The organism is Curtobacterium sp. MCBD17_032 (assembly GCF_003234855.1).
Lineage (GTDB): Bacteria > Actinomycetota > Actinomycetes > Actinomycetales > Microbacteriaceae > Curtobacterium.
Genome location: NZ_QKTO01000013.1, coordinates 1 through 25,709, shown reverse-complemented (window position 1 = coordinate 25,709; position 25,709 = coordinate 1). Strand labels below are relative to the sequence as shown.

At 72.7% G+C, this 25,709-nt stretch carries 21 protein-coding genes and 1 tRNA gene; 6 read left to right on the top strand and 16 right to left on the bottom strand.

Annotated features, from left to right (window positions below):
* The 5 genes from atpE to DEI91_RS13545 all read right to left on the bottom strand — a co-directional run bounded on the left by atpE (position 1) and on the right by DEI91_RS13545 (position 3,658).
* Positions 1-237: an ATP synthase F0 subunit C gene (gene atpE / locus DEI91_RS13565; RefSeq protein ID WP_027465781.1), complete on the bottom strand. Its 237-nt coding sequence runs from the start codon at positions 235-237 to the stop codon at positions 1-3.
* A gap of 61 nt (positions 238-298) precedes the next feature.
* On the bottom strand, positions 299-1,159 hold the full coding sequence (atpB, locus tag DEI91_RS13560; RefSeq protein ID WP_258367554.1) for a F0F1 ATP synthase subunit A: 861 nt from the start codon (positions 1,157-1,159) through the stop codon (positions 299-301).
* A 104-nt stretch (positions 1,160-1,263) separates the two neighbouring features.
* A complete protein-coding gene (locus DEI91_RS13555) occupies positions 1,264-1,743 on the bottom strand; it encodes a hypothetical protein (protein WP_110825115.1) in 480 nt (159 codons plus the stop codon).
* A complete protein-coding gene (locus tag DEI91_RS13550) occupies positions 1,740-2,987 on the bottom strand; it encodes an MraY family glycosyltransferase (protein ID WP_111052797.1) in 1,248 nt (415 codons plus the stop codon). The genes DEI91_RS13555 and DEI91_RS13550 overlap by 4 nt, the downstream gene beginning before the upstream one ends.
* Positions 2,984-3,658, bottom strand: a complete 675-nt coding sequence (locus DEI91_RS13545; RefSeq protein WP_111052796.1) for an L-threonylcarbamoyladenylate synthase — start codon at positions 3,656-3,658, stop codon at positions 2,984-2,986. Before DEI91_RS13545 ends, DEI91_RS13550 begins: the two co-directional genes overlap by 4 nt.
* 37 nt (positions 3,659-3,695) lie before the next feature.
* On the opposite strand from DEI91_RS13545, the gene DEI91_RS13540 reads away from it, so the two are divergent.
* Positions 3,696-4,343 (top strand): HAD family phosphatase, encoded by a 648-nt coding sequence (locus tag DEI91_RS13540; protein WP_258374433.1) that lies wholly within the window; start codon positions 3,696-3,698, stop codon positions 4,341-4,343.
* A gap of 111 nt (positions 4,344-4,454) precedes the next feature.
* Here the strand turns inward: DEI91_RS13540 and prmC are convergent, their stop codons facing one another.
* The 9 genes from prmC to argS all read right to left on the bottom strand — a co-directional run bounded on the left by prmC (position 4,455) and on the right by argS (position 16,202).
* A complete protein-coding gene (gene prmC / locus DEI91_RS13535; RefSeq protein ID WP_111052795.1) occupies positions 4,455-5,351 on the bottom strand; it encodes a peptide chain release factor N(5)-glutamine methyltransferase in 897 nt (298 codons plus the stop codon).
* A gap of 5 nt (positions 5,352-5,356) precedes the next feature.
* Complete coding sequence (gene prfA, locus DEI91_RS13530) at positions 5,357-6,439, bottom strand: peptide chain release factor 1 (RefSeq protein ID WP_111052794.1); 1,083 nt, start codon at positions 6,437-6,439, stop codon at positions 5,357-5,359.
* Positions 6,440-6,442: 3 nt separating this feature from the next.
* The gene (gene rho, locus DEI91_RS13525; RefSeq protein WP_111052793.1) at positions 6,443-8,602 is read right to left on the bottom strand and encodes a transcription termination factor Rho; all 2,160 of its coding nucleotides are present in this window, start codon (positions 8,600-8,602) and stop codon (positions 6,443-6,445) included.
* Between the two features lie 129 nt (positions 8,603-8,731).
* A complete protein-coding gene (gene thrB / locus DEI91_RS13520; protein ID WP_111052834.1) occupies positions 8,732-9,721 on the bottom strand; it encodes a homoserine kinase in 990 nt (329 codons plus the stop codon).
* A 32-nt stretch (positions 9,722-9,753) separates the two neighbouring features.
* Positions 9,754-10,833, bottom strand: a complete 1,080-nt coding sequence (gene thrC / locus DEI91_RS13515) for a threonine synthase (protein ID WP_111052792.1) — start codon at positions 10,831-10,833, stop codon at positions 9,754-9,756.
* A gap of 76 nt (positions 10,834-10,909) precedes the next feature.
* A complete protein-coding gene (locus tag DEI91_RS13510) occupies positions 10,910-12,217 on the bottom strand; it encodes a homoserine dehydrogenase (protein ID WP_111052791.1) in 1,308 nt (435 codons plus the stop codon).
* 28 nt (positions 12,218-12,245) lie between these two features.
* Positions 12,246-13,667 carry a diaminopimelate decarboxylase gene (lysA, locus tag DEI91_RS13505; protein WP_111052790.1) on the bottom strand — a complete coding sequence of 474 codons (1,422 nt, stop codon included), beginning with the start codon at positions 13,665-13,667 and terminating at the stop codon, positions 12,246-12,248.
* 67 nt (positions 13,668-13,734) lie between these two features.
* Complete coding sequence (locus DEI91_RS13500) at positions 13,735-14,529, bottom strand: hypothetical protein (RefSeq protein ID WP_111052789.1); 795 nt, start codon at positions 14,527-14,529, stop codon at positions 13,735-13,737.
* 2 nt (positions 14,530-14,531) lie between these two features.
* Complete coding sequence (gene argS, locus DEI91_RS13495) at positions 14,532-16,202, bottom strand: arginine--tRNA ligase (protein WP_111052788.1); 1,671 nt, start codon at positions 16,200-16,202, stop codon at positions 14,532-14,534.
* A gap of 73 nt (positions 16,203-16,275) precedes the next feature.
* Here argS and DEI91_RS13490 point away from each other — a divergent pair, with 73 nt between their 5' ends.
* From DEI91_RS13490 to DEI91_RS13475, 4 genes are all read left to right on the top strand, one after another.
* A complete protein-coding gene (locus DEI91_RS13490; RefSeq protein WP_111052787.1) occupies positions 16,276-16,857 on the top strand; it encodes a hypothetical protein in 582 nt (193 codons plus the stop codon).
* 130 nt (positions 16,858-16,987) lie between these two features.
* A tRNA-Arg gene (locus tag DEI91_RS13485) sits at positions 16,988-17,059 on the top strand.
* 177 nt (positions 17,060-17,236) lie between these two features.
* Positions 17,237-21,223 carry a Pls/PosA family non-ribosomal peptide synthetase gene (locus tag DEI91_RS13480; protein ID WP_111052786.1) on the top strand — a complete coding sequence of 1,329 codons (3,987 nt, stop codon included), beginning with the start codon at positions 17,237-17,239 and terminating at the stop codon, positions 21,221-21,223.
* An 8-nt stretch (positions 21,224-21,231) separates the two neighbouring features.
* Positions 21,232-22,548: a M1 family metallopeptidase gene (locus DEI91_RS13475; protein ID WP_181439609.1), complete on the top strand. Its 1,317-nt coding sequence runs from the start codon at positions 21,232-21,234 to the stop codon at positions 22,546-22,548.
* Here the strand turns inward: DEI91_RS13475 and DEI91_RS13470 are convergent.
* Together DEI91_RS13470 and DEI91_RS13465 are read right to left on the bottom strand one after the other, a co-directional pair.
* Positions 22,545-23,246: a 4'-phosphopantetheinyl transferase superfamily protein gene (locus tag DEI91_RS13470; protein WP_110890839.1), complete on the bottom strand. Its 702-nt coding sequence runs from the start codon at positions 23,244-23,246 to the stop codon at positions 22,545-22,547. The two genes, DEI91_RS13475 and DEI91_RS13470, sit on opposite strands and share 4 nt — an antisense overlap.
* A gap of 93 nt (positions 23,247-23,339) precedes the next feature.
* Positions 23,340-23,543: a hypothetical protein gene (locus DEI91_RS13465; RefSeq protein ID WP_110825128.1), complete on the bottom strand. Its 204-nt coding sequence runs from the start codon at positions 23,541-23,543 to the stop codon at positions 23,340-23,342.
* Between the two features lie 223 nt (positions 23,544-23,766).
* Between DEI91_RS13465 and DEI91_RS13460 the strand changes: the two genes are divergently transcribed.
* A partial coding sequence (locus DEI91_RS13460; protein WP_111052785.1) for a TPM domain-containing protein occupies positions 23,767-25,709 on the top strand: 1,943 nt, incomplete at its 3' end.

Sequence of the window (25,709 nt, the reverse complement as noted above, 5' to 3'; positions counted from 1 at the left end):
TTAGTTGGTGAAGATGAAGTACGTGGCGATGCCGATGAAGGCCAGGGCCTCCGTGAAGGCGATACCGATGTACATGAGGGTCGTCAGGCGGCCCTGGAGCTCGGGCTGGCGAGCGACGGACTCGATCGTCTTGCCGACGACGATGCCGACGCCGATGGCCGGGCCGATCGCAGCGAGGCCGTAGCCAACCGTCGCGATGTTGCCGTTGATCTCCGCGAGAACGGTCGTTGCGTCCACGTGTTTTCCTTTCGAGGTGCGGGTCCGGCGGTCGCCGGCCCCGTAGGGGGTCAGAAGGGTGTCAGTGCTCGTCGGCCAGCGCGAGCTGGATGTAGACGGCCGTCAGCAGCATGAAGACGTACGCCTGCAGCAGCGCGACGAGGATCTCGAAGAAGCTGAACGCGATGCCGAACGCGAGCGTCCCGACGCCGAACAGCTTGAACAGGCTCTCCGCATCGAAGAAGAAGAACCAGGTCGCCGAGAAGAACAGCACCAGGAGGAGGTGGCCGACGACCATGTTCATCAGGAGTCGCAGCGTCAGCGTGATCGGGCGCAGGACGAACGTCGAGACGAGTTCGATCGGCGTGACGATCAGGTAGAGCGGCCACGGGACCCCGGGCGGGAAGAGCGAGTTCCGGAGGAACGTTCCCGGGTGCTTCCGCAGACCCGCGTAGATGAAGGCGACGTAGGCGACGATCGCCAGGATCATCGGCATCGCGATGCGGCTGGTGCCGGCGATGTTCATGAACGGGACGAGGCCCGTGAGGTTCATGAACAGGACGCCGAAGAAGATCGTCGCGAGGAGCGGCAGGAAGCGCTTGCCGTCCTTCTCGCCCAGGTTGTCGAAGGTGTTGCGACGGACGACGTCGAAGGCGTACTCGATGAAGGCCTGTCCACGGTTGGGGACCAGCTTGAGCGCGCGGGTTCCGGCGAACGCGAAGACGAGGAGCACGGCCACCGCGAAGAAGCGGATGAGGACGATGCGGTCCATCTCGAACGCAGTACCGGCGAAGAAGATCGGGTCCGGGAAGAACTCGTTGATCGACGGACCATGGAACTCGGCGGCCTTGCTGCTCCCCGCCGCGACGGGGTTACCCGCAGCGATGAGGGACAGGGGAAGAGCGTGGGATAGCAGCGCTGTCTCCTGTGTCGGGGCGCGCACGCATGGCACGCGGAGGTGGACTGAAGTGGAGGCTTGCCCGTCCGAGCTCGTGCTCCGGCAGCGGGCTCCAGAAGCGTATCAGGTGTGTGCGCCTTCTCGGGCTCTCAGGCAGCCGGGTCGCGATCCCCAGCGTCCGTCCGGTCTCCGGGGAGGGACACCCCGATCGGGACCCGGGACCGTGCGATGACCGTGACGTCGATCACGAGCGACCCGATGACCCCGACGATGATGGCGACGGCGAGCACCGGGGTGTCCACCCAGTCCCGGTCCTTGAGCGCGACGAGCACGACGATGAAGAGCACGAACTTGACCAGGAACGTGCCCATGATCGTGCCGAAGAACGCGCCGGAGACCATCTGACCGCCCGAGAACCGGATCGCGAGGAGCACGCTCACCGCGGTCAGCCCGCAGAAGACGACGCTCATCACGGCGCCGATGAGGCCACCGGTGAGCCCCGGGCCGCCGGCGACGAACCACCCGACGACACCGCCGACGAGGGCGAGCGCGGCGGCGAGGCCGGCACCCTGCACGAGGATGCGGCGGAACACCGGCCGGACGTGGTCGAGCGCGTTCGGTGCGGTCACGAGGGGTCTCCAGAGGTCGAGCGGGGGCGGGGTCGGGTGTCACGGACCGCGGCGGCGCGGTCGAGCGGGTCGTAGCTGGCGTCGAACGGTGCGCCGGCGGACGCGGTGGTCTGCGCCGCGATCTCGACGCGCTTCCGACCGAGTGGGGCGAACGTCACGATGGCACACACCGTGAAGCCGACCGCGACGAAGGCGGCGACCCACCACCAGTTGACGAAGAGGAAGAGCAGACAGCCGAAGGCGACCACTGCCGTCCACGCGTAGAAGATGAGCACCGCGTGGAAGTGCGAGTGCCCCATGTCGAGCAACCGGTGGTGCAGGTGCTTCCGGTCCGCCGAGAACGGGGACTTCCCGGCGCTCACCCGACGGATCACGGCCAGGCCGAAGTCGAGGATCGGCACGACGAGGATCGCGAAGGGCAGCAGGATCGGGATGAACGCCGGCAGCAGGTCGGTCCGGGTGCGCACGGCGGCCGGGTCGATGTTGCCCGTGATCGACACCGCGCTCGTCGCCATGAGGAAGCCGACGAGCAGGGCTCCTGCGTCTCCCATGAAGAGCTTCGCGGGGTGCCAGTTGAGCACGAGGAACCCGGCACAGGCCCCGACCAGCACCGCGGTGAGCAACGACGGCAGGTTGAAGAAGAACTCCGTCTCGACGACGACGCGGTTGATGAAGAACGTGTACAGGAAGAAGACCCCGCCGGCGATGATCGCGACGCCGGCCACCAGTCCGTCGAGTCCGTCGATGAAGTTCACGGCGTTCATCACGAGCACGACCGCGAGCACCGTGAAGATGAGGCTCATGTACGACGAGCCGACCCCGAGGGTGTTGCCGATCGGCAGCGAGACGATCGCGACGCCCTGCCAGGCGAGGATGCCGGCGGCGATGATCTGCCCCGCGAGCTTCGTCATCCAGTCGAGGTCCCAGATGTCGTCCGCGACGCCGAGCACGACGATGATGGTCGCACCGGCCAGGACGGCGATCACCCGGCCCGGCTCGCCGAAGACGAGCCGGAAGTAGTCCTGTCCCGCGATCACCGGGAAGAGGAACCACGCACAGAGCAGCGAGACGATCACGCCGAGGAACATCGCGATCCCACCGAGGCGCGGCGTCGGCGTCCGGTGCACGTCCCGCTCACGGACCTTCGGGTACCACTTGTACTTGATCCCGAGCTTCCACACGAGCCAGCTGACGAGGAAGCTCACGACCGCCGAGATGACCCCCGCGAGCAGGTAGAACTTCACCGGACGAGGTCGTCCCCGACGACCCGTCTGATCTCGTCGTCCGGGATCACACCGTGCCGGACGATGCGGATGCCCTCCCCCGCGGACAGGCCGGTCGCGTCCACGATGGTCGAGCCGGTCGACGCCGCGGCGCCGTCGTGCGGCGCCAGCGCTCCGCCGTCGAGGTACACCGCGACGCTGTCGCCCAGCATGCGCTCGGCGTCGTCGACGTCCATCGCGGCCGGGTCCCCGGTCGAGTTCGCCGAGGACACCGCGAGCGGACCGACCTCACGCAGCAGCTCGAGCGCGATCCGCGAGTCCGGCATCCGGAGCGCGACGGTCCCCCGGGTCTCCCCGAGGTCCCAGTCGAGCGACGGCTGCGCACGGAGGATCACCGTGAGACCACCGGGCCAGAACGCGTCGACGAGCTGGCGGACGGGCTCGGGGACCTCGCTCGCGAGGGCGTCGAGCGTCGCGACGCCCGGGATGAGCACCGGCGGCGGGGACTGCCGCGTCCGGCCCTTCGCGTCGAGCAGGCGCTGCACGGCCGAGGCGCTGAACGCGTCCGCCGCGACGCCGTAGACGGTGTCGGTGGGCACGACGACGAGTTCGCCCCGACCGAGGGCGGTCCGTGCGAGCCGCATGCCGGTCAGGAGCCCGTCGGGGTCGGAACAGTCGTATCGGGAAGCCATGACCTGCACGATGATAGTGCGCGAGGATAGAGGCATCGTGAACGAGACGCCCGCGCCCCCACTCCTGTTCCTCTTCGACATGGACGACGTCCTCGTCCGCTACGACTGGTCGACCCGGATGGCCGGGCTGACCGAACTCACCGGGCACGACTTCACCGAACTGCGCCGCCGCTGGTGGGACACCGGGAACGAGCAGCGGGCCGAGGCCGGGCACTACGCGGACGCGGACGCCTACCTCGCCGCCTTCGAGGAGGCCATGGGGTGCCCGGTCCCCGAGGCGGAGTGGGCTCGCATCCGCGGTGCGGCGATGACCGAGCTACCGGACCGGGTGGAGGCGGTGCGGATCGCGAAGCAGCACGGTCGGGTCGCGCTGCTCACCAACAACGGCCCGCTCGCCGGGCGGTGGCTGCACGCATGGGCCCCCTCCCTGCCCCCGCTGTTCGAGGAGCACCTGGACACCACGAGCGCGTTCGGGGCGCGGAAGCCCGACCCGGAGGTGTTCCGGCGCGTGCTCGCCCACCACGGTGTCCCGGCCGAGCGCACCTTCTTCGCCGACGACATGCCCGAGAACGTCGCCGGGGCACGCAGCGTCGGCATCACCGCCGTGCTCGTCGAGCACGACACCGACCTGCGGGGCGCGGTGCGGACGTTCGTCGCGGCCCACGAGACCGCGCCGGTCGCGTAGACGCCGTCCGGCCTGCGCCCACGCCGTCCGGCCTGCGCCCACGCCGCCGGTTCCCGGCTGATTCGTCAGCGGCGACGGAACGTGCCGGTGGGGAGGCCCGTCCCGGCCGGGTCAGCGCGTCGCGGTGGTCGTGCGGTCGCGTCCGGTGAGGTCGACGTGCGTCTCCGGGGACCGGAAGCCCCGGGCGGCGAGCACCGCGCGGACGCCGGCACCCTGCTGCTCGGCGTGCTCGACGACGAGCAGTCCGCCGGGCACGAGCAGGCGCCACGCGGTCTCGGTCAGGGCCCGCACGGCGTCGAGCCCGTCCGGTCCGCCGTACAGCGCGAGCGCCGGGTCGTGGTCGCGGACCTCGGGGTCGATCGGGACCGCGTCGTCGGGCACGTACGGCGGGTTCGACACGACGACCGACACCCGGCCGTCGAGCTCCGGCAGCGCGTCGGCGAGGTCGCCCTCGACGAGGTGCACCGTCCCGCCGTGGGCGTCCACGTTGCGACGCGTCCACGGCAGGGCCTCGGGCGAGCGTTCGACCGCGTACACCACGGCGTTCGGCACCTCGGTGTCCATCGCGATGGCGATCGCACCGCTCCCGGCCCCGAGGTCGACGGCGATCGGCTCGGGCACCGCGGTCGACCGGAGCGCGTCGATGCCGAACTGGACGACCGACTCGGTCTCCGGCCGCGGGACGAACACGCCCGGGCCGACCGACAGGGTGAGCGTGCGGAAGTGCGCCTCACCGGTGACGTGTTGCAGCGGTTCACGGGTGACGCGGCGGGCGACCGCGTGCCGGAAGCGCTCGACGTGTCCCTCGGCGATCGCTCCCCCGGTCATCGCACGCGCCTGTACGGCACCCCGCGAGGTGTCCGTCGCCCAGGCGAGCAGGAGTTCCGCGTCGACCTGCGGTGTCGGGACGCCGGCCGCGGCCAGGGCTGCTGCCGCTTCGCGCAGGAGCCGGTCGGCGGTGAACGCGGGCCGGGGACCCGAGGTGGGGCGGGCCTCCCGGCCGGACACGCCGATCAGGCGTCCTGGTCGCCGAGGGCGGCCAGGCGCGCCTCTTCGTCGGCCTGGATGGCGGACTGCACGACCGGTTCGAGTGCGCCGTTCATGACACGGTCGAGGTCGTACGCCTTGTAGCCGGTTCGGTGGTCCGCGATCCGGTTCTCCGGGAAGTTGTACGTCCGGATGCGCTCCGAACGGTCCATCCCGCGGATCTGCGACTTGCGGGCGTCGGATGCGATCGCGTCGCGCTCCTCCTGCTGGCGCGCGAGGATGCGGGCCCGCAGGACGCGCATGCCGGCCTCGCGGTTCTGCAGCTGCGACTTCTCGTTCTGCATCGCGACCGTGATCCCCGTCGGGAGGTGCGTGATGCGGACAGCGGAGTCGGTGGTGTTCACCGACTGCCCGCCGGGACCGGAGGAGCGGTACACGTCGATCTTCAGGTCGTTCTGGTTGATCTCGACCTCCTCCGGCTCGTCCACCTCGGGGAAGACGAGCACGCCGGTCGTCGACGTGTGGATGCGCCCCTGCGACTCGGTCGCCGGGACGCGCTGGACGCGGTGCACACCACCCTCGTACTTGAGGTGTGCCCACACGCCCTGCGACGGGTCGGTCGCGTTCGACTTGATCGCGACCTGCACGTCCTTGTAGCCACCGAGGTCGGACTCGGTGCGCTCGAGCATCTCGACCTTCCAGCCCTTGCCCTCGGCGTAGTGCGAGTACATGCGGAGCAGGTCGGCCGCGAACAGCGCGGACTCCTCGCCGCCCTCGCCGCCCTTGATCTCCATGATGACGTCACGACCGTCGTCCGGGTCGCGCGGGATGAGGAGACGACGGAGACGCTCCTGGCGCTCCGCGAGCTGCTCCTCGAGCCCGGGGACCTCGTCCGCGAACGCCTCGTCCTCGCGCGCGAGCTCGCGGGCGGCGGCCAGGTCGTCCCCCGCCGCCTGCCAGCCCTCGTACGCGGCCTTGATCTGGCTCAGCTCGGCGTACCGCCGGTTGACCTTCTTCGCCCGGGCTGCGTCGGCGTGGAGCGCGGGGTCCGACAGCTGCTGCGTCAGTTCCTCGTGTTCCGCCAGCAGCCCGGCCACCGACTCGAACACGCGTTACTCCTGGTGGCCGCTGCCGTGGTGACCGTTGGTCGCCGGCACCGACTTCTGGATCTGGACGAGGAACTCGACGTTGGACTGCGTCTCCTTGAGGTTCCGGAGCACGACGTCGAGCGCCTGCTGCGGGTCGAGTCCGGCGAGGGCACGGCGCAGACGCCAGGTGATCGCGACCTCGTCGGCGGAGAGCAGCTGCTCCTCGCGACGGGTGCCGGACGCGTTGATGTCGACGGCCGGGAAGATCCGCTTGTCGGCGAGGTGCCGGTTCAGGCGGAGCTCCATGTTGCCGGTGCCCTTGAACTCCTCGAAGATCACCTCGTCCATCTTCGACCCGGTCTCGACGAGCGCCGTGGCGAGGATGGTCAGCGAACCGCCGTTCTCGATGTTCCGAGCGGCACCGAAGAAGCGCTTGACGGGGTAGAGCGCGGCTGAGTCGACGCCGCCCGAGAGCACGCGGCCCGACGGCGGGGTGGCGAGGTTGTACGCGCGGCCCAGGCGGGTGATCGAGTCGAGCAGCACGACGACGTCGTGTCCGAGCTCGACCAGGCGCTTCGCACGCTCGATGGCGAGTTCGGCGACCGTCGTGTGGTCCTCGGCGGGACGGTCGAAGGTCGAGGCGATGACCTCACCCTTCACCGTGCGCTGCATGTCGGTGACCTCTTCGGGACGCTCGTCGACGAGGACGACCATGAGGTGCGCCTCGGGGTTGTTCTTCGAGACGGCGTTCGCGATGGCCTGCAGCACGACGGTCTTGCCGGCCTTCGGCGGGGAGACGATGAGACCGCGCTGACCCTTGCCGATCGGCGACACGAGGTCGATGATGCGGGTCGAGATCTTCGCCGGCTCCGTCTCGAGGCGCAGACGCTCGTTCGGGTAGAGCGGGGTGAGGTCCTGGAACTCGACGCGGGCCGCGGCCTCGTCGGCGGTCTGACCGTTGATCGTGTCGATCTTGACCAGCGCGTTGTACTTCTGCCGGCTCTGCTGCTCGCCACCCTGCGGCTGCTTGATCGCGCCGACGACCGCGTCGCCCTTGCGCAGGTGGTACTTCTTGACCTGACCGAGGGAGACGTAGACGTCCTCCGGCCCCGGCAGGTACCCCGTGGTCCGCACGAACGCGTAGTTGTCGAGGACGTCGAGGATGCCGGCGATCGGGATGAGGACGTCGTCCTCGGTGACCTCGGGCTCGAACTCGTCGTTCTGCCCGCCGCGACCGCGCTTGCGGTCACGCTGCCGACGGGTGCGACCGTTCTCGGCCTCCTGCTCGGCGGCGCGCTGCTGGTCGGCGCGCTGCTGGTCGCCGCGCTGCTGCTCGGCCTGCTTCTGCTGGCCGTTCTGCTTCTGCTCGCCCTTGTCGGGGTTCTGCTGCTTGCCGTTCTGCTGCTGCTTCGGCTCGGCCTTGTCGGCCTCGGGCTGCTGGCCGTTCTGCTCGGCCTGGTCGCCGTTCTGACCACGACCACGACCACGACCGCGACTGCGACGGCCGCGACGCGAGCCACCCTCGGCCTGGTCGCCCTGGTCGGACTGGTCGGCCTGCTGGCCGTCGTGCTGCTGCGCGACGTCCTGGTCGCCCTGCTCGGCGGCGTCCGCGGCCGGGACTTGGACCTCCGCGGTGGCGCCCCGGGCCTCCTGGCCGTCGGCCTGCTGCGCCTGGCGGTCGCGACCGCGACCACGACGCTGACCGGTCTGCGCGGCCTCCTGCGCGTCCTTCTCGGCGCGGACCTGGTCGAGCCCGGCGAGGAGGTCCTCGGTGCCGGTGTGACCGGCGTTCGTGTGCGCGGCCGCGGCGGTCGGCTCGGCGCTGACGGTGCCACCGGAGGAAGCACGGCGGTTGCGGCGGCCGCGGGCCGGGGCCTCGGCGACCGGCTCGGCGGGCTGCTCGTCGCGCTCCGCCGGCGCCTGCTGTGCGGGCTCCGCCGCGGGCTGGTCGGTGGTGTCCGCGACCGGGGTGCCGGTGCCGGCGCCGTCGAGGGTCGGCGTGACCGTGGCGGGTGCCTCGGCCGGACGCTTGTCCTCGATCGAGGCGATGAGGTCGCCCTTGCGGAGCTTCGAGAGCCCGGTGATCCCGAGGGAGGAGGCGATGCGCTGGAGCTCCGGGAGACGGAGCGCGCGCAGGTCAGTGGGGATCTCCACCGAACCGGTGGAGGTGGTGACGTCGGTCACGATGCTGATGGTTCCTTCCGACCGCAGAACGCGGAGAGTTTCCACCGTTCCCGTTGCGGATGTGCAACGGCCGTCGTTCAGACGACGGACCGGGAACGGTGATCTGGAGAGAGTGCCCCACGCACCGGATCAGCGTGGCGGTCGACCTGGGATGGTCGACGCCTCCGCGAGTTCGGCTTCGAGCGTCGGGTGCGGCTTCACTGTAGCACCACCGAGGTCGACGGCCAGCATGAGCGCCCGCCAGGTGGACTCGGCGTGTCGCTCGACCAGTCCGGCCGCCGCGAGCCGCTGTGCCGGGTCGCTCCCCATCACCAGGAGGCTCGGCCCGGCGCCCGAGACGACGGCCGCCAGACCGTGCTGCCGGAGGAGCCCGATCAGGGCGTCCGTCTCGGGCATCGCGCTGGCGCGGTAGGCCTGGTGGAGCCGGTCCTCGGTGGCCGCGAGCAGCAGTTCCGGGCTCTGGATGAGCGCCGCCACGAGCAGCGCAGACCGCGAGACGTTGAAGGCCGCGTCCTCGTGCGGCACCGTCATCGGCTGCAGGGACCGCGCGAGCTTCGTCGAGAGCGTCGACGTCGGGACGAAGACGACGGGCGACACCCCGCGGTGCACGAGCAACCGCTTGTACGCCGGACCGTCGGCGGTCATCCACGCGATCGTCAGACCACCGAAGAGCGCGGGGGCGACGTTGTCCGGGTGCCCCTCCATCTCGGTGGCGAGGCTCAGCAGCGTGGACGCGTCCAGGTCGACCACGCCGGCGAGGAGCCCGCGCGCGGCCATCAGCCCGGCGACGATGGCGGCGGCGGACGACCCCATGCCGCGGCCGTGGGGGATGGCGTTCGTCGCGTGCAGCTCGAGCCCGGGCTGCGGGACGCCGGCGTGCTCGAAGCCACGGCGGACGGCCCGGACGACCAGGTTCGTGTCGTCCGTCGCGACCTCGCCGGCCCCGACGCCGTCGATCGTCACGATCGCGCCCGGTTCGGCACGGACGCGGACGTCGACCTCGTCGTAGAGCGACAGCGCGAGCCCCAGGGAGTCGAACCCCGGGCCGAGGTTGGCGGAGGTCGCCGGGACGCGCACGCGGACCGCCCGTCCGGCCGGTACAGCTGCTCGGGCGATCATGCCCTCCCCCGGTCCGGACGAGCGGTCGACGCTCACCGCGCGCTGACCAGTCCGAGCACGTCCGCGATCGCGGCGGTGTCCACCGGCACGCTCGTCGGCGCGACCTCGCCACCGTCCTGCGTGCGGAGCGCCCACTGCGGGTCCTTCAGACCGTGCCCCGTCACCGTGATGACGACCGTCGAACCCTTCGGGACCACGCCCGCGTCGGACCGCTCGAGGAGTCCGGCGACACCGATGGCCGAAGCAGGCTCGACGAAGACGCCCACCTCGGCGGAGAGGATGTGGTGCGCGGCCAGGATCGCCTCGTCCGGGATCGCGCCGAAGTAGCCGTCGGTCTCCGCACGGGCCTCGAGCGCGAACTGCCACGACGCCGGGTTCCCGATCCGGATCGCGGACGCGATGGTCTCCGGGTGCCGCACGACCTCGCCGGAGACGATCGGAGCGGACCCCGCCGCCTGGAACCCGAACATGCGCGGCATCTTCGACGAACGACCCGAGGCGACGTCCTCGCGGTACCCGCGTGAGTACGCGGTGTAGTTGCCCGCGTTGCCGACCGGCAGGAAGTGGAAGTCCGGCGCGTCCCCGAGGACGTCGACGACCTCGAACGCAGCGGTCTTCTGCCCCTCGATGCGGTCGTTGTTCACCGAGTTGACGAGGTGCACGGGGTAGTTCGCCGACAGGTCCCGCGCGATGTCGAGGCAGTCGTCGAAGTTGCCCTGCACCTGCAGCAGCTGCGCGTCGTGCGCGACGGCCTGGCTGAGCTTGCCCATCGCGATCTTGCCCTCGGGCACGAGCACCGCGGCGGTGATGCCGGCGTGCGTGGCGTACGCGGCGGCCGAGGCGCTCGTGTTGCCGGTGGACGCACAGATCACAGCCTTGGCCCCGTGTTCGACGGCCTTCGAGATCGCCATCGTCATGCCGCGGTCCTTGAAGGAGCCGGTCGGGTTCATGCCCTCGTACTTCACGTACACCTGGGCGCCGGTGCGCTCGGAGAGTCGTCGCGCCGGGATGAGCGGGGTGCCGCCCTCACCGAGCGTCACGATCGGGGTCGCGTCGGTCACGTCGAGTCGGTCGGCGTACTCGCGCAGGACTCCCTGCCACTGGTGGGCCATCAGGCTTCTCTCTCTGTCCGGTGGGGCGGTCTGGTCTGGGCTGGCTGGCTGGTCGGTCGGGAGGCTCGGAGTCGCGTCAGACGCCGACGACCCGCAGCACGCTGGTCACGTCGAGGACGACGTCCTCGCCGCGGAGCGCGGCGACGGTGTCGGCCAGGTCGGCCTCCCGCGCCAGGTGCGTGCCGATCACGAGCGTCGCCGTCCCCTCGGCAGCGCCCGTCGTGGTCTGCTCGACGGTCTCGACGCTGACACCGTGCGCGGCGAGCACCCCGGCGACGGTCGACAGGACGCCGGGGGCGTCCGACACGTGCAGCGCGATCTGGTAGCGGGTCCGCACCGTCCCGATCGGGAACACCGGCAGCGCGGACTGGGTCGACTCCGCGACACCCGGACCGCCGATCACGTGGCGACGAGCAGCGGACACCAGGTCGCCGAGCACCGCGGAGGCCGTCTCGACCCCGCCGGCACCCGCGCCGTAGAACATGAGGTCGCCGGCGGCCTCGGCCTCGACGAAGACGGCGTTCTTCGCGCCGTGCACGCTCGCGAGCGGGTGCGACTCGGGGACGAGCGCCGGGTAGACGCGGGCGCTGACGCCCTCGCGACCGTCGACGTCGGTGAGACGCTCGCACGTGGCGAGGATCTTCACGACGTAGCCGGCCTTGCGGGCGGCGCGGACCTGCTCGATCGTGACCGAGGTGATGCCCTCACGGTGCACGGCGGCGAGCGGGACCGAGGTGTGGAACGCGAGCGAGGCCAGGATCGCCGCCTTCTGCGCGGCGTCGTAGCCCTCGACGTCGGCGGTCGGGTCGGCCTCGGCGTACCCGAGTTCCGTCGCGGTCGCCAGGGCGTCCTCGAAGGTCGCGCCCTCGCGGTCCATCAGGTCGAGGATGAAGTTCGTCGTGCCGTTGACGATGCCCATGATCCGCTCGATGCGGTCGCCCGCGAGCGAGTCGTGCAGCGGTCGGATGATCGGGATCGCGCCGGCGACCGCGGCCTCGTAGTAGAGCTGTGCGCCCACCTGCTCGGCGGCGGCGAAGAGCTCCGGGCCGTGCGTCGCGAGCAGCGCCTTGTTCCCGGTGACGACGTCCGCTCCGGACTGGAGCGCCTGCAGCACGAGGGTGCGCGCCGGCTCGATGCCGCCGATGAGCTCGACGACGATGTCGGCCCCGAGGATGAGCGACTCGGCGTCGGTCGTGAAGAGCGCGCGCGGCAGGTCGACGTCCCGCTGCGCCTCCACGTCGCGGACCGCGACCCCGACCAGCTCCAGACCGGCGCCGGCCCGGGTCGCGAGCTCCTCGCCGTGCTCGAGCAGGAGTCGGGCGACCTGCGAACCGACCGAGCCGGCTCCCAGCAGCGCGACGCGGACGTTGCGGTATTCGATCATCGGGTGGGTGTCTCTCCGGGTCGGGTGGTCAGCGTGCGGCACCGGTGTCGGGCACCGGCGCGACGCCGGTGTCACGGGCGAGGAGGTCGTCGACGGTCTCGCCACGCACGAGGATACGGGCCGCGCCGTCGGCGACCGCGACGACCGGCGGACGACCGACGTGGTTGTAGTTGCTCGCGAGGCTCCAGCAGTAGGCACCGGTCGCGGCCACCGCGAGCAGGTCGTCCCGCTGCACGTCGCCGGGCAGGTACTCGTCGTGCACCACGACGTCCCCGCTCTCGCAGTGCTTGCCGACGACGCGGGTGAGCACCGGGTCGGCCTCCGACGTCCGGGCGAGGCGTGCGGTGTAGTCCGCGCCGTACAGCGCCGGCCGCACGTTGTCGCTCATGCCGCCGTCGACCGACACGTAGGTGCGCGTCGCCGACGTGCCCTCGTCCGTCTCGACCGTGATGGGCTTGATCGTGCCGACGCGGTACAGCGTGACGCCGGGCGGGCCGACGATGTAGCGGCCGGGCTCCACCGCGACCTCCGGCACCGGGATGCCGCGGGACGCGCACTCCTCTGCGACGATCGCGGCGAGGGCGTCCGCGACGTCCTCGGGCGCGAGGGCCGAGTCCGCCTCGGTGTAGTCGATGCCCCAACCGCCGCCGAGGTTGAGTTCCGGCACCGGACCGGTGGCGACGAGCGTGGCGTGCACGTCCATCAGCCGGCGGGCGGCCTCGCGGAAACCGCTGTCGTCGAAGATCTGCGACCCGATGTGCGAGTGCAGCCCCACGAACGCCAGGGACGGCTCGGCACGGACGGCCGCCGCCGCCTGCACGGCCTCGGACAGCGGGATGCCGAACTTCTGGTCCTCGCGTGCGGTGGCCAGGAACTCGTGGGTCGAGGCGTGCACCCCGCTGTTGATCCGGATGCGCACGCGCTGCACGACACCGGCCTCGGCGGCGATGCGGGCGACGCGGCCGATCTCCTCGTGACTGTCGAGCACGACCGTGCCGAGCCCGATCGACACCGCGCGCTCGAGTTCTGCGTCGGACTTGTCGTTGCCGTGGAAGCCCATCAGCGCCGGGTCGACGCCCGCGGCCAGCGCGACGGCGATCTCCCCCATCGTGCAGACGTCGAGACGGAGGTCGGCGTCGGCCATCCACCGGGCGACGTGCGTCGTCCAGAAGGCCTTGGCCGCGTAGTAGACGTGCGCCCGGGTCCCGATCCGCGAGAATGCGTCGGTGAAGGCGTTCCGTACGCGGACGGCGCGCGACTGGACGTCACGCTCGTCGACGACGTACAGGGGTGAGCCGTACTGCGCCACGAGTGCGTCCGCGGCGACACCGCCGATCGCCAGCATGCCGTCGTCGGTCCGCGTCGCGGACGCGGGCCAGATGCGGTCGACGAGTTCGGACGCGTCCGTCGGGAACCGCAGCCGCGGCGGCGCAAGGGGGTTCTCGCTCACGGGACCCGATCCTATCCGGCCGGGACGGGCCTCCCGGCGCATGTGACGCTCGTCGCCCGCGGGGTCCTCAGCAGCGGCCGGTGGTGCGCAGGCCGTCCTCGCTGAGCGGGAGTTCGTCCGCGGTGACGCGCACCGTCGCCGCCGACTCCGTCACCCGGAGCGACCGGACCCGGAGCTGCTCCGGCAGGAACTGCGCCGTGCAGACCGGGACGGGCACGTCCGAGACGCCCGGGATGTCGTCGAGGTCCAACCCGAGCGAGGAGTTGGTGATGCGGACGGTCTCGGGCGTGATCGTGACGCCCCGACCGTCGGACTGCACCGCGACCGAGCCGTCCGCCGCGTAGCCGATGTCGAAGCCGAGCACCGAGGTGGTGCCCCGCAGCTCGACGCCGCCGTCGATGAGCCTGAGTCGTTCGAACAGCGGTGAGTAGGCCGCCAGGTCCTTGACCGCCCCGGCCGCGAGCCGGACCGTGCCGTCGACGTCGTGCACGGCGCCCTGGCCGTCCACCGGCAGGTCGCGCGCGGTCACGTCCGCCGCGAGCGGGATGCCCGCCACCGTCAACCGGTCCGAGGAGATGTGCACCCGGTCGAAGGTCCCGCCGACCAGCTGCGGGATGACGACGCCGTCCACGTGCGCGTCCACCGTCCCGGTCGTGCCGTCGGGCAGCGACTGCTCGACCTGGTCCGCGATCGTCCGGTCGACGACCCCGCGGAGGACGAACTCGGCGACCACGACGACGACCGCCAGGACCAGGAGCACGACGACCAGCACGATCGCCAGCGTCCGGCCCCGACGCGTCTGGCCCCGACGCTTCCGGCCCCGACGCTCCCGACCCCGACCGGTGGCGGGTGCGGACGTCACCGCTACATCCGTTCGGGCGCGCTGACGCCGAGCAGACCGAGGCCGTTCCGGACCACCTGGCCCGTGGCGTCGTTCACCCAGAGACGGGTGCGGTGCAGGTCCGACACCGGCTCGTCACCGAGCGGCGTGACGCGGCAGGAGTCGTACCAGCGGTGGTACAGGCCGGCGAGCTGCTCGATGTACCGGGCGATCCGGTGCGGTTCCCGGAGCTCCGCGGCCTGGCGGACCACCCGCGGGTACTCCGCGATGGCGCCGAGGAGGGCGCTCTCGGACTCGTGGGTGAGCAGCGACGCATCGAACACCGAGCGGTCCACGCCGGACGCCGCGGCGTTGCGGGCGACGGACTGCGTCCGGGCGTGGGCGTACTGGACGGTGAAGACCGGGTTGTCGTTCGTGCGCTTGGTCAGCAGGTCGAGGTCGATGTCGATCGCCGTGTCGCTCGCGAACCGCACGAGCGCGTACCGGCCGGCGTCCACGCCCACGGCGTCGACGAGGTCCTCCATCGTCACGACGGTGCCGTTGCGCTTCGACATCCGGAGCGGCTGGCCGTCCTTGAGCAGGTTCACCAGCTGGCCGATGAGGATCTCGAGGTTCACGCCCGGCTCGTCACCGAACGCCGCACACATGGCCATCATCCGGCCGACGTAGCCGTGGTGGTCGGCGCCGAGCATGATGAGGTTCCGCTCGAAGCCGCGCTCGCGCTTGTCGAGGTAGTAGGCGAGGTCGCCGGCGATGTACGCGGGTTCGCCGTCCGACTTGATGACCACGCGGTCGCGGTCGTCGCCGAAGTCGGTCGTCCGGAGCCACAGGGCGCCGTCCGCCTCGTACATCCGGCCCTGCTCCTGCAGCCGGGCGATCGCGCGGTCGACCGCCTTCGACTCGTGCAGCGAGTTCTCGTGGAAGAAGACGTCGAAGTCGACGCCGAAGTCGTGCAGCGACCGCTTGATGTCCGTGAACATGAACTCGACGCCCTCGCGCCGGAACAGCTCCTGCGCTTCGTCGCGCGGCATGCCCGTGACGTCGACACCCGGCTCGAGCGTCGCGAGCACGCGGGCCGCGATCTCGCCGATGTACGCGCCGCCGTAGCCGTCCTCGGGCGTCGGCTCCCCCAGCGCGGACGCCAGGAGGGAGCGGGCGAACCGGTCGATCTGGTTGCCGTGGTCGTTGAAGTAGTACTCGCGGGTGACGAGGCCGCCCTGCGCCTGGAACACGCGCGCCAGGCTGTCGCCCACCGCGGCCCACCGCACGCCGCCCATGTGGATGGGTCCGGTCGGGTTCGCCGACACGAACTCGAGGTCGATGCGGACCCCGTCGTAGAGGTCGCCGTGCCCGAAGGTCACGCCCTGGTCGACCACGGTGCGTGCGACCTCGCCGGCCGCGGCGGCCTCGAGCGTGATGTTGATGAAGCCCGGCCCGGCGATGTCGACCGAGTCCACGCCGTCGAGCTCGGTCAGCTCGCCGGCGATCTCCGTCGCGAGCTCGCGCGGGTTGGTCCCGAGGCGCTTCGCGAGCTGCATGGCCGCGTTCGACGCCCAGTCGCCGTGCGCCCGGTTCTTCGGCCGTTCCAGGGCCACGTGGGACTCCTGGACCGTCACGGTGTCGGCAGCGCCTCGGCGCTCGACGATGCCCGTGAGGATCGACAGGTACGCGGCGGAGAGTTCGGCAGGAGTCACGGCGGTCGAGTCTACCGGGACGTCCAGCGACCGCCCGGACCACGTGGGGAGCGATGCAGCATCATGGTCCGTCATGACCTCCCGCAGTCTCCGGGCGTCCGGACTCGCCGCACTCGTCGTCCCCGCTTCGCTCGTGCTCGCGGCCTGCTCCGGCACGGGCGGCGGCGGCCCCTCCGCCTCCCCCAGCGCCACCGCGGTCGGCCGTCCCGTCACGCAGGACTGCGACACCCTCGTGCCGCCGACGACGTTCTCCGTCTACGGGCAGGAGTTCGAGCGGGTGCGGACGCCGCGCCCACCGGCGGACTCGCCCGTCGCGCAGGTCGCCGCGCAGGACGGGCGCGTGTGCACGTGGCGGTCCAGCGTGGACGAGGACGCCACCGTGACCGTCGCGGTCGCGCACCTGCCGAGCGCGCAGATCACCCGACTCGAGGACGCCCTGTTCGAGCAGGGCGGCTCCGTCCCGACCTACACCGTGGAGGGCTACTACTCGCTCCGCTCCGGCACCGGTCGCGCCGACGCCTTCGCCGGGCCCTACTGGATCCACGCCAGCTCCTCCCTCTTCACCGAGCCCGGCACGGCGCAGCCCGTCGTCGACGCCGTCCGGCGGGCCGTCGCACCCGACGCCACCGCCCCGACCGGGTCACCGACGCCCTGACCGGCACCGCGGCGGACGGGAGGCCCGGGGTGGACGGGTGACGAGCCTCCCGTCCGGCACGGCACGCCCGGGGAGCCGCACCGGCGTCCGTCAGGCGCGTCCGGACCTGCTACGGTTGGTGACACCCCGGGCCCCCATAGCTCAGGGGATAGAGCACTGCCCTCCGGAGGCAGGGGCGGAGGTTCGAATCCTCCTGGGGGCACAGTCACATCCCCGCGCAAGCTGTCGTCCTCGCTGCGCTCGGTCGGCAGCGCGCGACGTCGCCTGCGGCGACCTTCCCCCGTGGGCACCAGCACGACGTCCGCCGCGGCGACCCTCCGTGGTCGCTGGCCACGTGCGTTCCCGAGCAGGACACCTCCGGGCCCTAGGATCACGCGGCGTGACGACCTCCACGCAGCAGGAACTCGACCGCGGGGACCGCGCCGCACCGGCCAGGACCCTGCTCGACGTCCTCACCGCCACCGCCGAGGCACACCCCGACGCCCTCGCCCTCGAGACGCCGGAGGGTGCGCTCGACTACCGCGGCCTCCTCGCCCTCGTGCAGGAGCGCGCCGCCGACCTCGCCCGCCACGGCGTCCGACGCGGCGACCGGGTCGGGATCCGCATCCCCTCCGGTGGCCGGGACCTGTCCGTGTCGATCCTCGCCGTCCTCGCCGCCGGCGCCGCCTACGTCCCCGTCGACGCCGACGACCCCGAGGAACGCGCCACCCTCGTCTTCGGCGAAGCACGGGTGGTCGGCGTCATCGGTGCCGGCGGTGTGCTCCGCGACCGCCGGGGCGCTCCGCTGCCGGTCACCGACCCCGCGGCGAGCGCCGAGGCGCCCACGACCGAGGACGACGCGTGGGTCATCTTCACGTCAGGGTCCACCGGCGTGCCGAAGGGCGTGGCCGTCACCCACCGCTCCGCCGCGGCCTTCGTCGACGCCGAGGCCCGGATGTTCCTGCAGGCCGCGCCGCTCGGTCCGGACGACCGGGTGCTCGCGGGCCTCAGCGTGGCGTTCGACGCCTCGTGCGAGGAGATGTGGCTCGCCTGGGGACACGGCGCCTGCCTCGTGCCGGCGCCCCGGTCGCTCGTGAAGAGCGGGGTCGACCTCGGCCCGTGGCTCATCGCGCACGGCATCACCGTCGTCTCGACCGTCCCCACGCTCGCGGCACTGTGGCCCGACGACGCGCTCGAGTCCGTGCGGCTGGTGATCTTCGGCGGTGAGGCCTGCCCGCCGGAGCTCGCCGCCCGCATCGCGTCCCGGGACCGCGAGGTGTGGAACACGTACGGCCCGACCGAGGCGACGGTCGTCGCGTGTGGTGCCCTGCTCGACGGCAGCACCCCGGTGCGGATCGGCCTGCCGCTCGACGGGTGGGACCTCGCGGTCGTCGACGCCGAGGGGCAGCGCGTCGCGCCGGGGCAGGTCGGCGAACTCGTCATCGGGGGCGTCGGCCTCGGCCGGTACCTCGACCCGGCGAAGGACGCCGAGAAGTACGCGCCCTTCCCGCAGCTCGGGTGGGAGCGGGCGTACCGGAGCGGCGACCTGGTCCGGTACGACCCCGAGGGGCTCGTCTTCCAGGGTCGCGCCGACGACCAGGTGAAGCTGGGCGGCCGGCGCATCGAACTCGGCGAGATCGACGCGGCCCTGCAGTCCCTCGACGACGTCGCCGCGGGTGCCGCGGTCGTGCAGCGCACCCCGGCGGGCAACCAGGTGCTCGTCGGCTACGTCGCCCCGGTCGCCGGCGCAGTCGTCGACACGGCCGCGGCGAACACCCGTCTCCGCGAGGAACTGCCCGCCGCGCTCGTGCCGCTCCTCGCCGTCGTCGACTCCCTGCCGACGCGGACGTCCGGCAAGGTCGACCGGGCGGCGCTGCCGTGGCCCCTCGCGGGCGCGATCGGGACGGACCTGCCGCCGACCGTCGCGTGGATCGCCGAGCGGTGGTCGGCGATCCTCGGTGTCCCGGTCGCCGACGTCGACGACGACTTCTTCGCGCACGGCGGCGGTTCCCTGACCGCCGCGCAGCTCGTGTCGGCGATCCGCGAGCGCTACCCCACGACCACCGTGGCCGACGTCTACGACCACCCGCGGATCGGCGCACTCGCGGCAGCGCTCGACGCGTCCGGGCCGGTGGCGGCGGCACGACGGGACGTCCGGCCGGTGCCGCCGCGCACCGGGCTGCTCCTGACGGTGCTCGGCCTGCCGCTCCAGGTGCTCCGTGGGCTGCGCCTGCTGAGCTGGACGGCACTCGTCGCGGCGGTGCTGCACGCCACCACGATGCCGTTCCTGCCCGTGCTGCCGTGGCCGCTCCTGGTGATCGCCCTCGTGCTGTTCGTCACGCCGGCCGGCAAGATGACGATCACGGTCGTCGCCGCCCGCCTGCTCCTGGCCGGGGTCCGTCCCGGCGACCACCCGCGCGGCGGCTCGGTGCACATCCGGGTCTGGCTCGCGGAACGGATCGCGGAGGCCGTGGACGGTCCGTCGACCGCGGGTGCCCCGTGGATCAGCTACTACGCCCGGGCCCTCGGTGCGAGGATCGGCCGGGACGTCGATTTGCACACGCTGCCGCCGGTCACCGGGATGCTCACGATCGGGAAGCGGGCCGCAGTGGAGCCCGAGGTGGACCTCGCCGGACACTGGGTGGACGGCGACGTGTTCCGCCTGGGTCCCGTGCACGTCGGCACGGACGCGGTCGTGCACAGCCGCTCGACCCTGATGCCCGGAGCACACGTGGGCGACGGCGCCGAGGTCGAGGCCGGCTCGGCGGTGGCCGGCGCGGTCCCGGCGGGTGAGCGCTGGGCGGGCTCGCCGGCCGAGCGCATCGGGTCGGCACGCCACGGCCGGGAGGCCCGCCCCGCGTCCCCGAAGCGGTGGCTGCTCGCGTACGGGGCCGGGTCGGTCGCCGTCGCCGGGCTCCCCGTCGTCGGCGTCACTGCCGGACTGGCCGTCGCGGCGCTCGTCGTCGGGCGCCCGACCTCGCTCGGGGCCGCGGTCGGCCCCACGCTGCTGAGCGTGCCGCTCGCCACGGTCGTCGCGGGCCTCGTGTACGCGGGCCTCGTCGTCGCCGCGGTCCGGCTGCTCGGGCTCGGGCTCGTCGAGGGTCGGCACCCCGTGCGGTCCCGGACCGGGTGGCAGGTGTGGTGCACCGAACGGGTCCTCGACGCTGCCCGCACGCTGCTGTTCCCGCTGTACGCGAGCCTCGTCACCCCGCTCTGGCTCCGCCTGCTCGGCGCGCGGGTCGGCCGGGACACCGAGATCTCCACCGTGCTGCTCATCCCCGCGCTGACACAGATCGCGTCCGGGGCGTTCCTGGCCGACGACACCATGGTCGCCACCTACGAGCTCGGCGGCGGTCGGGTGAGGATCGGTCGGTCGAAGGTGGGCCGCCGGGCGTTCCTCGGCAACAGCGGCATGACCGGCGCCGGTCGGTCGGTGCCGCGCGAGGCCCTCGTCGCGGTGCTGTCCGCCGTGCCGAAGAAGGCCAAGCGCGGGTCCTCGTGGCTCGGCAGTCCCCCGGTCCGGCTCCGACGGGCGGCGGCGCAGTTCGACGAGGAGCGCACGTTCCGGCCGCCGACCCGGCTGAAGGTCGCCCGCGGCGCGTGGGAGGTGCTGCGTCTCGTGGCACCCATGGTGTCCGCCGCGATCGGGGTGGCCGTCGCCGCCACCTTCCTGGCCCTGTGGACCACGGTGGGGCTCGGCTGGACGGTGCTGCTCGCCGGCCCGGTCCTCATCGCCGCCGGTGCGGTCGCGGCGGCCGTCTCGACCGTGGCGAAGTGGGCCTTCGTCGGGCGCATCACCGCCACCGAGCACCCGCTCTGGTCGTCGTTCGTCTGGCGCAACGAGGTGCAGGACACCTTCGTCGAGTCCGTCGCACGCCCCTGGTTCGCCGAGCAGGCCATCGGCACCCCGGCCCTGGCGGCGTGGTTGCGGAGCCTCGGCGCGACGATCGGCCGCGGCGTCTGGTGCGAGACCTACTGGCTGCCGGAGGCCGACCTCGTCACGATCGGCGACGGGGCGACCGTCGCCCGCGGCACCGTGGTGCAGACGCACCTGTTCCACGACCGCGTCATGCAGCTCGACACCGTGACGCTCGACGCCGGCGCGACGCTCGGGCCGCACGGTGTGGTCCTGCCCGCTGCCGGCATCGGCCCGGGAGCGACCGTCGGGCCCGCCTCGCTCGTGATGCGCGGCGAGCAGGTCCCGGGCGGCACGCTCTGGGCCGGCAACCCGATCGGCCCGTGGGAGCACCCGCCGTGGCGCACCGCGGCGTCCACCACCGGGCACGACGGGGCGAGCGGGTCCGGCGACGCCGACGGACCACGCGACGCCAGTGGGTCCGGCGAGCGCGCCGAGCACCCGGGGCCGGTCGGCGCCGTGGCAGACTGACCGGCACCGTGAAGCAGACCGACCCCACCGCCGACCCGTACACCCCGCACAGCGGCGACCGGCGGTGGACGACCCGCCACCACGACCTGCGACTCGACTACCGCGTCGCCACGAACCGGCTCGACGCGACCGCGACGATCAGCGCGACCGCCGACGAGCCGCTCGAGAAGGTCGTGCTCGACCTGCACGGGCTGAGCGTCGACCGGGTCGACGTCGACGGCGTGCGCGCGAAGAAGGTCTCGGTCGGGACCCACAAGACGACCGTGACACCCGCCGCACCGATCGCTGCCGGCGACGAGTTCACCGTGCACGTGCGGTACCGCGGCGCACCCCGACCACTCCGGAGCCCCTGGGGCACGCTCGGCTGGGAGGAACTGACCGACGGCGTGATCGTCGCGAGCCAGCCCGTCGGCGCACCGTCGTGGTTCCCCTGCAACGACCGCCCCGACGACAAGGCGACCTACCGCATCGAGGTGACGTGCGAAGCGGGGTACGAGGTCATCGCGAACGGCGCGCTGCTCGGCCGGGAGCGCACTGCTCGTGGCACGCGCTGGACCTACGCCGTCACCGAGCCGATGGCGACCTACCTGGCCACCGTGCAGATCGGTCGGTACCGCGCGACGAAGCTGCGCGGCGGTGCCGTGCCGGTCACCGTGCACCACCCGTCCGACCTGACCGCCGCCGTGAGGACGGACTTCGGCCAGGTGCCCGACATGATCGCCCTGTTCACCGACCGGTTCGGGCCGTACCCGTTCGCCGAGTACGGCGTCGTGGTGACCGACGACGAGCTCGAGATCCCGCTCGAGGCGCACGGCCTCGCGGTCTTCGGGCGGAACCACGTCGACGGGGAGCACGGCACCGACCGGCTCATCGCCCACGAGCTGGCGCACCAGTGGTTCGGCAACTCGGTGACGCTCGGCGTGTGGCGCGACATCTGGCTGCACGAGGGCTTTGCCTGCTACGCCGAGTGGCTCTGGTCCGAGCACCGCGGCGGCCCCACCGCGGACGACCTGGCGGCGACGTACCGTGCCGGGCTGCTCGACCAGCCGGAGGACCTCGTCGTCGCGGACCCCGGCGCCCGGGACATGTTCGACGACCGCGTCTACAAGCGCGGCGCGCTCGCCCTGCACGCCCTGCGACGGACGATCGGCGACGCCGCCTTCACCGACGGCCTCCGCACGGTGACCGGACGGCACCACCACGGCACGGTGACGACGCCGGACGTCGTGGGCGCGTTCGCGACGGCCGCCGGTACCGACCCCGCGCACGTGCTGCGCGCGCTCGGACCCTGGATCGACGAACCGGGCGTCCCCCCGCTGCCCTAGCCCCGGCGCCGCCCTGACACGGCGCCGCCCTGGCGCCCGTGCCGTCGCGGCGTCGGCGTCGTCCCGGTGTCCCCGCCGTCCTGGGGTCCCGGTCCACGGAGGTCCTCGACCCGGACCGGAGCACCGCCCGCGGCGACGGCCACGACCAGGTCCGCGTCGAGCACGACGACCGTGACGAGCTGCTCCATCCCGTCGAACCGCGCGCGGTCCACCTGCCCGTCGCCGACTCGTCCGAGGACGGCCTCCACGCGTGCGGGATCGACCCGGAGCCCCCGTCCGTCACGCTTCAGCACCGCCTCCTTCACCGTCCAGCACGCGGTGAGGTGCACCCCCGCGCACTCCGGTCCGGACGCGACCGCGCGGTGCCGCTCCCCCGCGGTGAAGGCGTCGAGCGGGGCCGCCGTCACCCGGGACGCCCGCTCGACGTCGACACCGAGCGACGCCGGCCCGACGGCGAGGACGACGATCCCCGAGGTCCGCGCCAGACCGACGCCGACCGGACGACCGTCGACCCGGGCTCCCGGCCGGCCGTGGTCCGCAGCACCGCAGTGTGGACAGCGCTGCTGCACGGAGACCAGGGCCGGGTCCGATCGGGTGACCTCGGCGACGAACGCGACCAGGGCCTCCCGGTCGGCCGTTCGCGACGCCCCTGCGGCGGCCACCCGCACCGACACGGTCTGGAGGCCCGACTCACCCACGCGAGCAGCCTACGGTCCGCAGTGGGACGGCCGGTGCGGGCAGGACGACGGCCCCGGTCGGGACCGACCGGGGCCGTGCTGTCGTCCTGCGGGTCAGGCGTGGGTGAGGGCGATGAGTGCGACGTTCATCGTCGCGTACCGGCCCTCGGACCGGGTCGCCTGACGCACGCGTCCGCGGAGGACCTCGTACCGTCCGTCACGCTCACGCACGAACCCGATCACGCCGCTCGCCGGCGTGGACACGCGGTGGTACCCGTCCTCGAGTGGGACGACTTCTGCGGTGGTCGCTCGCTCCATTGCTGCTCCCCTTCCTTCATTGGCTCGCCATCACTCTACCCCGTTTCGGGGGACATGCCCGCAGCACTGTCCACTGTGTGCGGGCCCCGGACGATCCCGGTGGGGTACAACCGGCGCTGGCCCGCCCTCCCGCTCCACAGCCCCGGCCCGTCCAGGAGGTGCCTGGCTAGACTCCGGACGACGGCCACGGACCAGCTGGACGAGGGCCACGGACGGAGGACGGATGCGCACGGTCGAGGTCAGGGCGGACTCCGGGTCGACGGGGGTGCCTGCCCGGGACGACGCGGCGCCACGTCCCCTGCTCGCGCGTCTGCTGGCGGGCGCGGCCGCCGCCACCGTCGCCGCGCTGCTCGTCGTCGCCCCGGTCCCGGCCGCGCACGCCACCGAGCCGGTCGACCTCAGGGGCGCGTACGTCCTCGACGACGCGGACGCCCTCACCGACGCCCAGCAGGCCGACGTCGAGCAGGCCGTGCAGGACCTGTACCAGGAGACGCAGACACAGCTGTTCGTCGTCTTCGTGCCGTCCTTCACCGACCCGAGCGACCACACCGCCTGGGGTGCCGCGACCATGCAGCAGAACCAGATCGAGACCGACAGCATCCTGCTCTCCGTCGCGGTCGACGAGCGGAACTACGACGTCCAGCAGACCAACGAGACGGCGATCACCTCGAGCGACGTCGAGCGCGCGGTCGACGGCGACCTGCTCCCCCGCCTCAAGCAGGGCGACTGGGCCGCCGCGGCGACGGCCTTCGCCGGCGGACTCCAGCAGAGCCAGCAGCCCGCCGACCTCACCTGGCTGTGGGTGCTGCTCGGTGTCGCCGTCCTGGCCGCGGTCGTCGCCGTCCTCGTCATCCGGGCCCGCAACCGGCGGCGCACCGTCGCGGCCCGGCGCGAGCAGGAGCAGTCCCTCGCCGAACTCCAGCGACGCGCCGGTGGGGCCCTCGTCACGATCGACGACGAACTGCGCACGGCCGAACAAGAGGTCGGCTTCGCGGCGGCGCAGTTCGGCGAGGACGCCGCCGCCCCGTTCGCCGAGACCGTGTCGATCGCCAAGCGCGAGGTCCGCAAGGCCTTCGCCCTCCAGCAGCAGCTCGACGACGAGGTCCCGGACACGCCGCAGGAGCGCGCCGAGTGGGCGAACCAAATCATCGCCATCTGCGAGCAGGCGCACGCGGCCATCGAGTCGCAGACCGAGTCGTTCGATCAGCTGCGCTCGCTCGAAGCGGGCGTCGACACCGCCGCCGCCGAGCTGACCGCCGCCCTCGGGACCGCTCCCGCCGCCGTGGCCGCGGCCCGTGCGGCGCTGGAGCGCGTCCGGACGGCGTACACCGGTCGGACGCTCGCGACCGTCGCCGACAACGTCGACCAGGCCGAGCAGGTGCTCGCGTACGCCGACGAGCGTGCCGGTGCCGCTCGGACGGCGCTCGCCGCGGGCGACCGGGGCGAGGCCGTCGTCGCGGTCCGGGACGGGCAGCACGCGCTGGCCCAGGTGCAGCAGCTCACCGGCGCCGTCACGGCAGCGGAGCGCACCTTCGCCGACGCCGCCGAGCGTGCCGAGGCGATGCGCGCCGACATCGAGGGCGACGTCGCCGCGGCCGCCACCCTCCGCACCGGCGGCCCCGACCTCGCGGCCGCGGTCGCGCGGTCGGAGCGGGTCCTCCGTGCCGACGTCGACCCGCGTGACCCCGTCGGGGCGGTCGACGCGCTCACGAAGGCGAACACGGACATCGACGCCGCCCTCGCGACCGCTCGCACCGCCGAGGAGCAGCATCGTCGCGCGACCCAGGCCCTCGACGCCGCCCTCCGGGACGCCCGCTCCCGGATCGGCCAGGCGCGCGAGTTCATCACCGTGCACCGCGGAGCCGTCGGCCCCGCCGCACGCACCCGCCTGTCCGAGGCCGAGCGGGCCTTCGACGACGCGCTCGACCTCGCCACCACCGACCCGCAGCGGGCACTGCAGGCCGCCCGTGCCGCGGAGCAGTACGCGGCGGCCGCCATCGACGAGGCGAACGACGACACCACCGGGTGGCCCGGCGGCGGCATGGGCGGCGGTCGCGGCGGCCCGCAGCTCGGCGGACTCGTCACCGGTCTCGTCCTCGGCGGACTGCTCGGCGGTCGCGGCGGGAGCTACGGGGGCGGCAGCTTCGGCGGGGGCGGCTTCGGCGG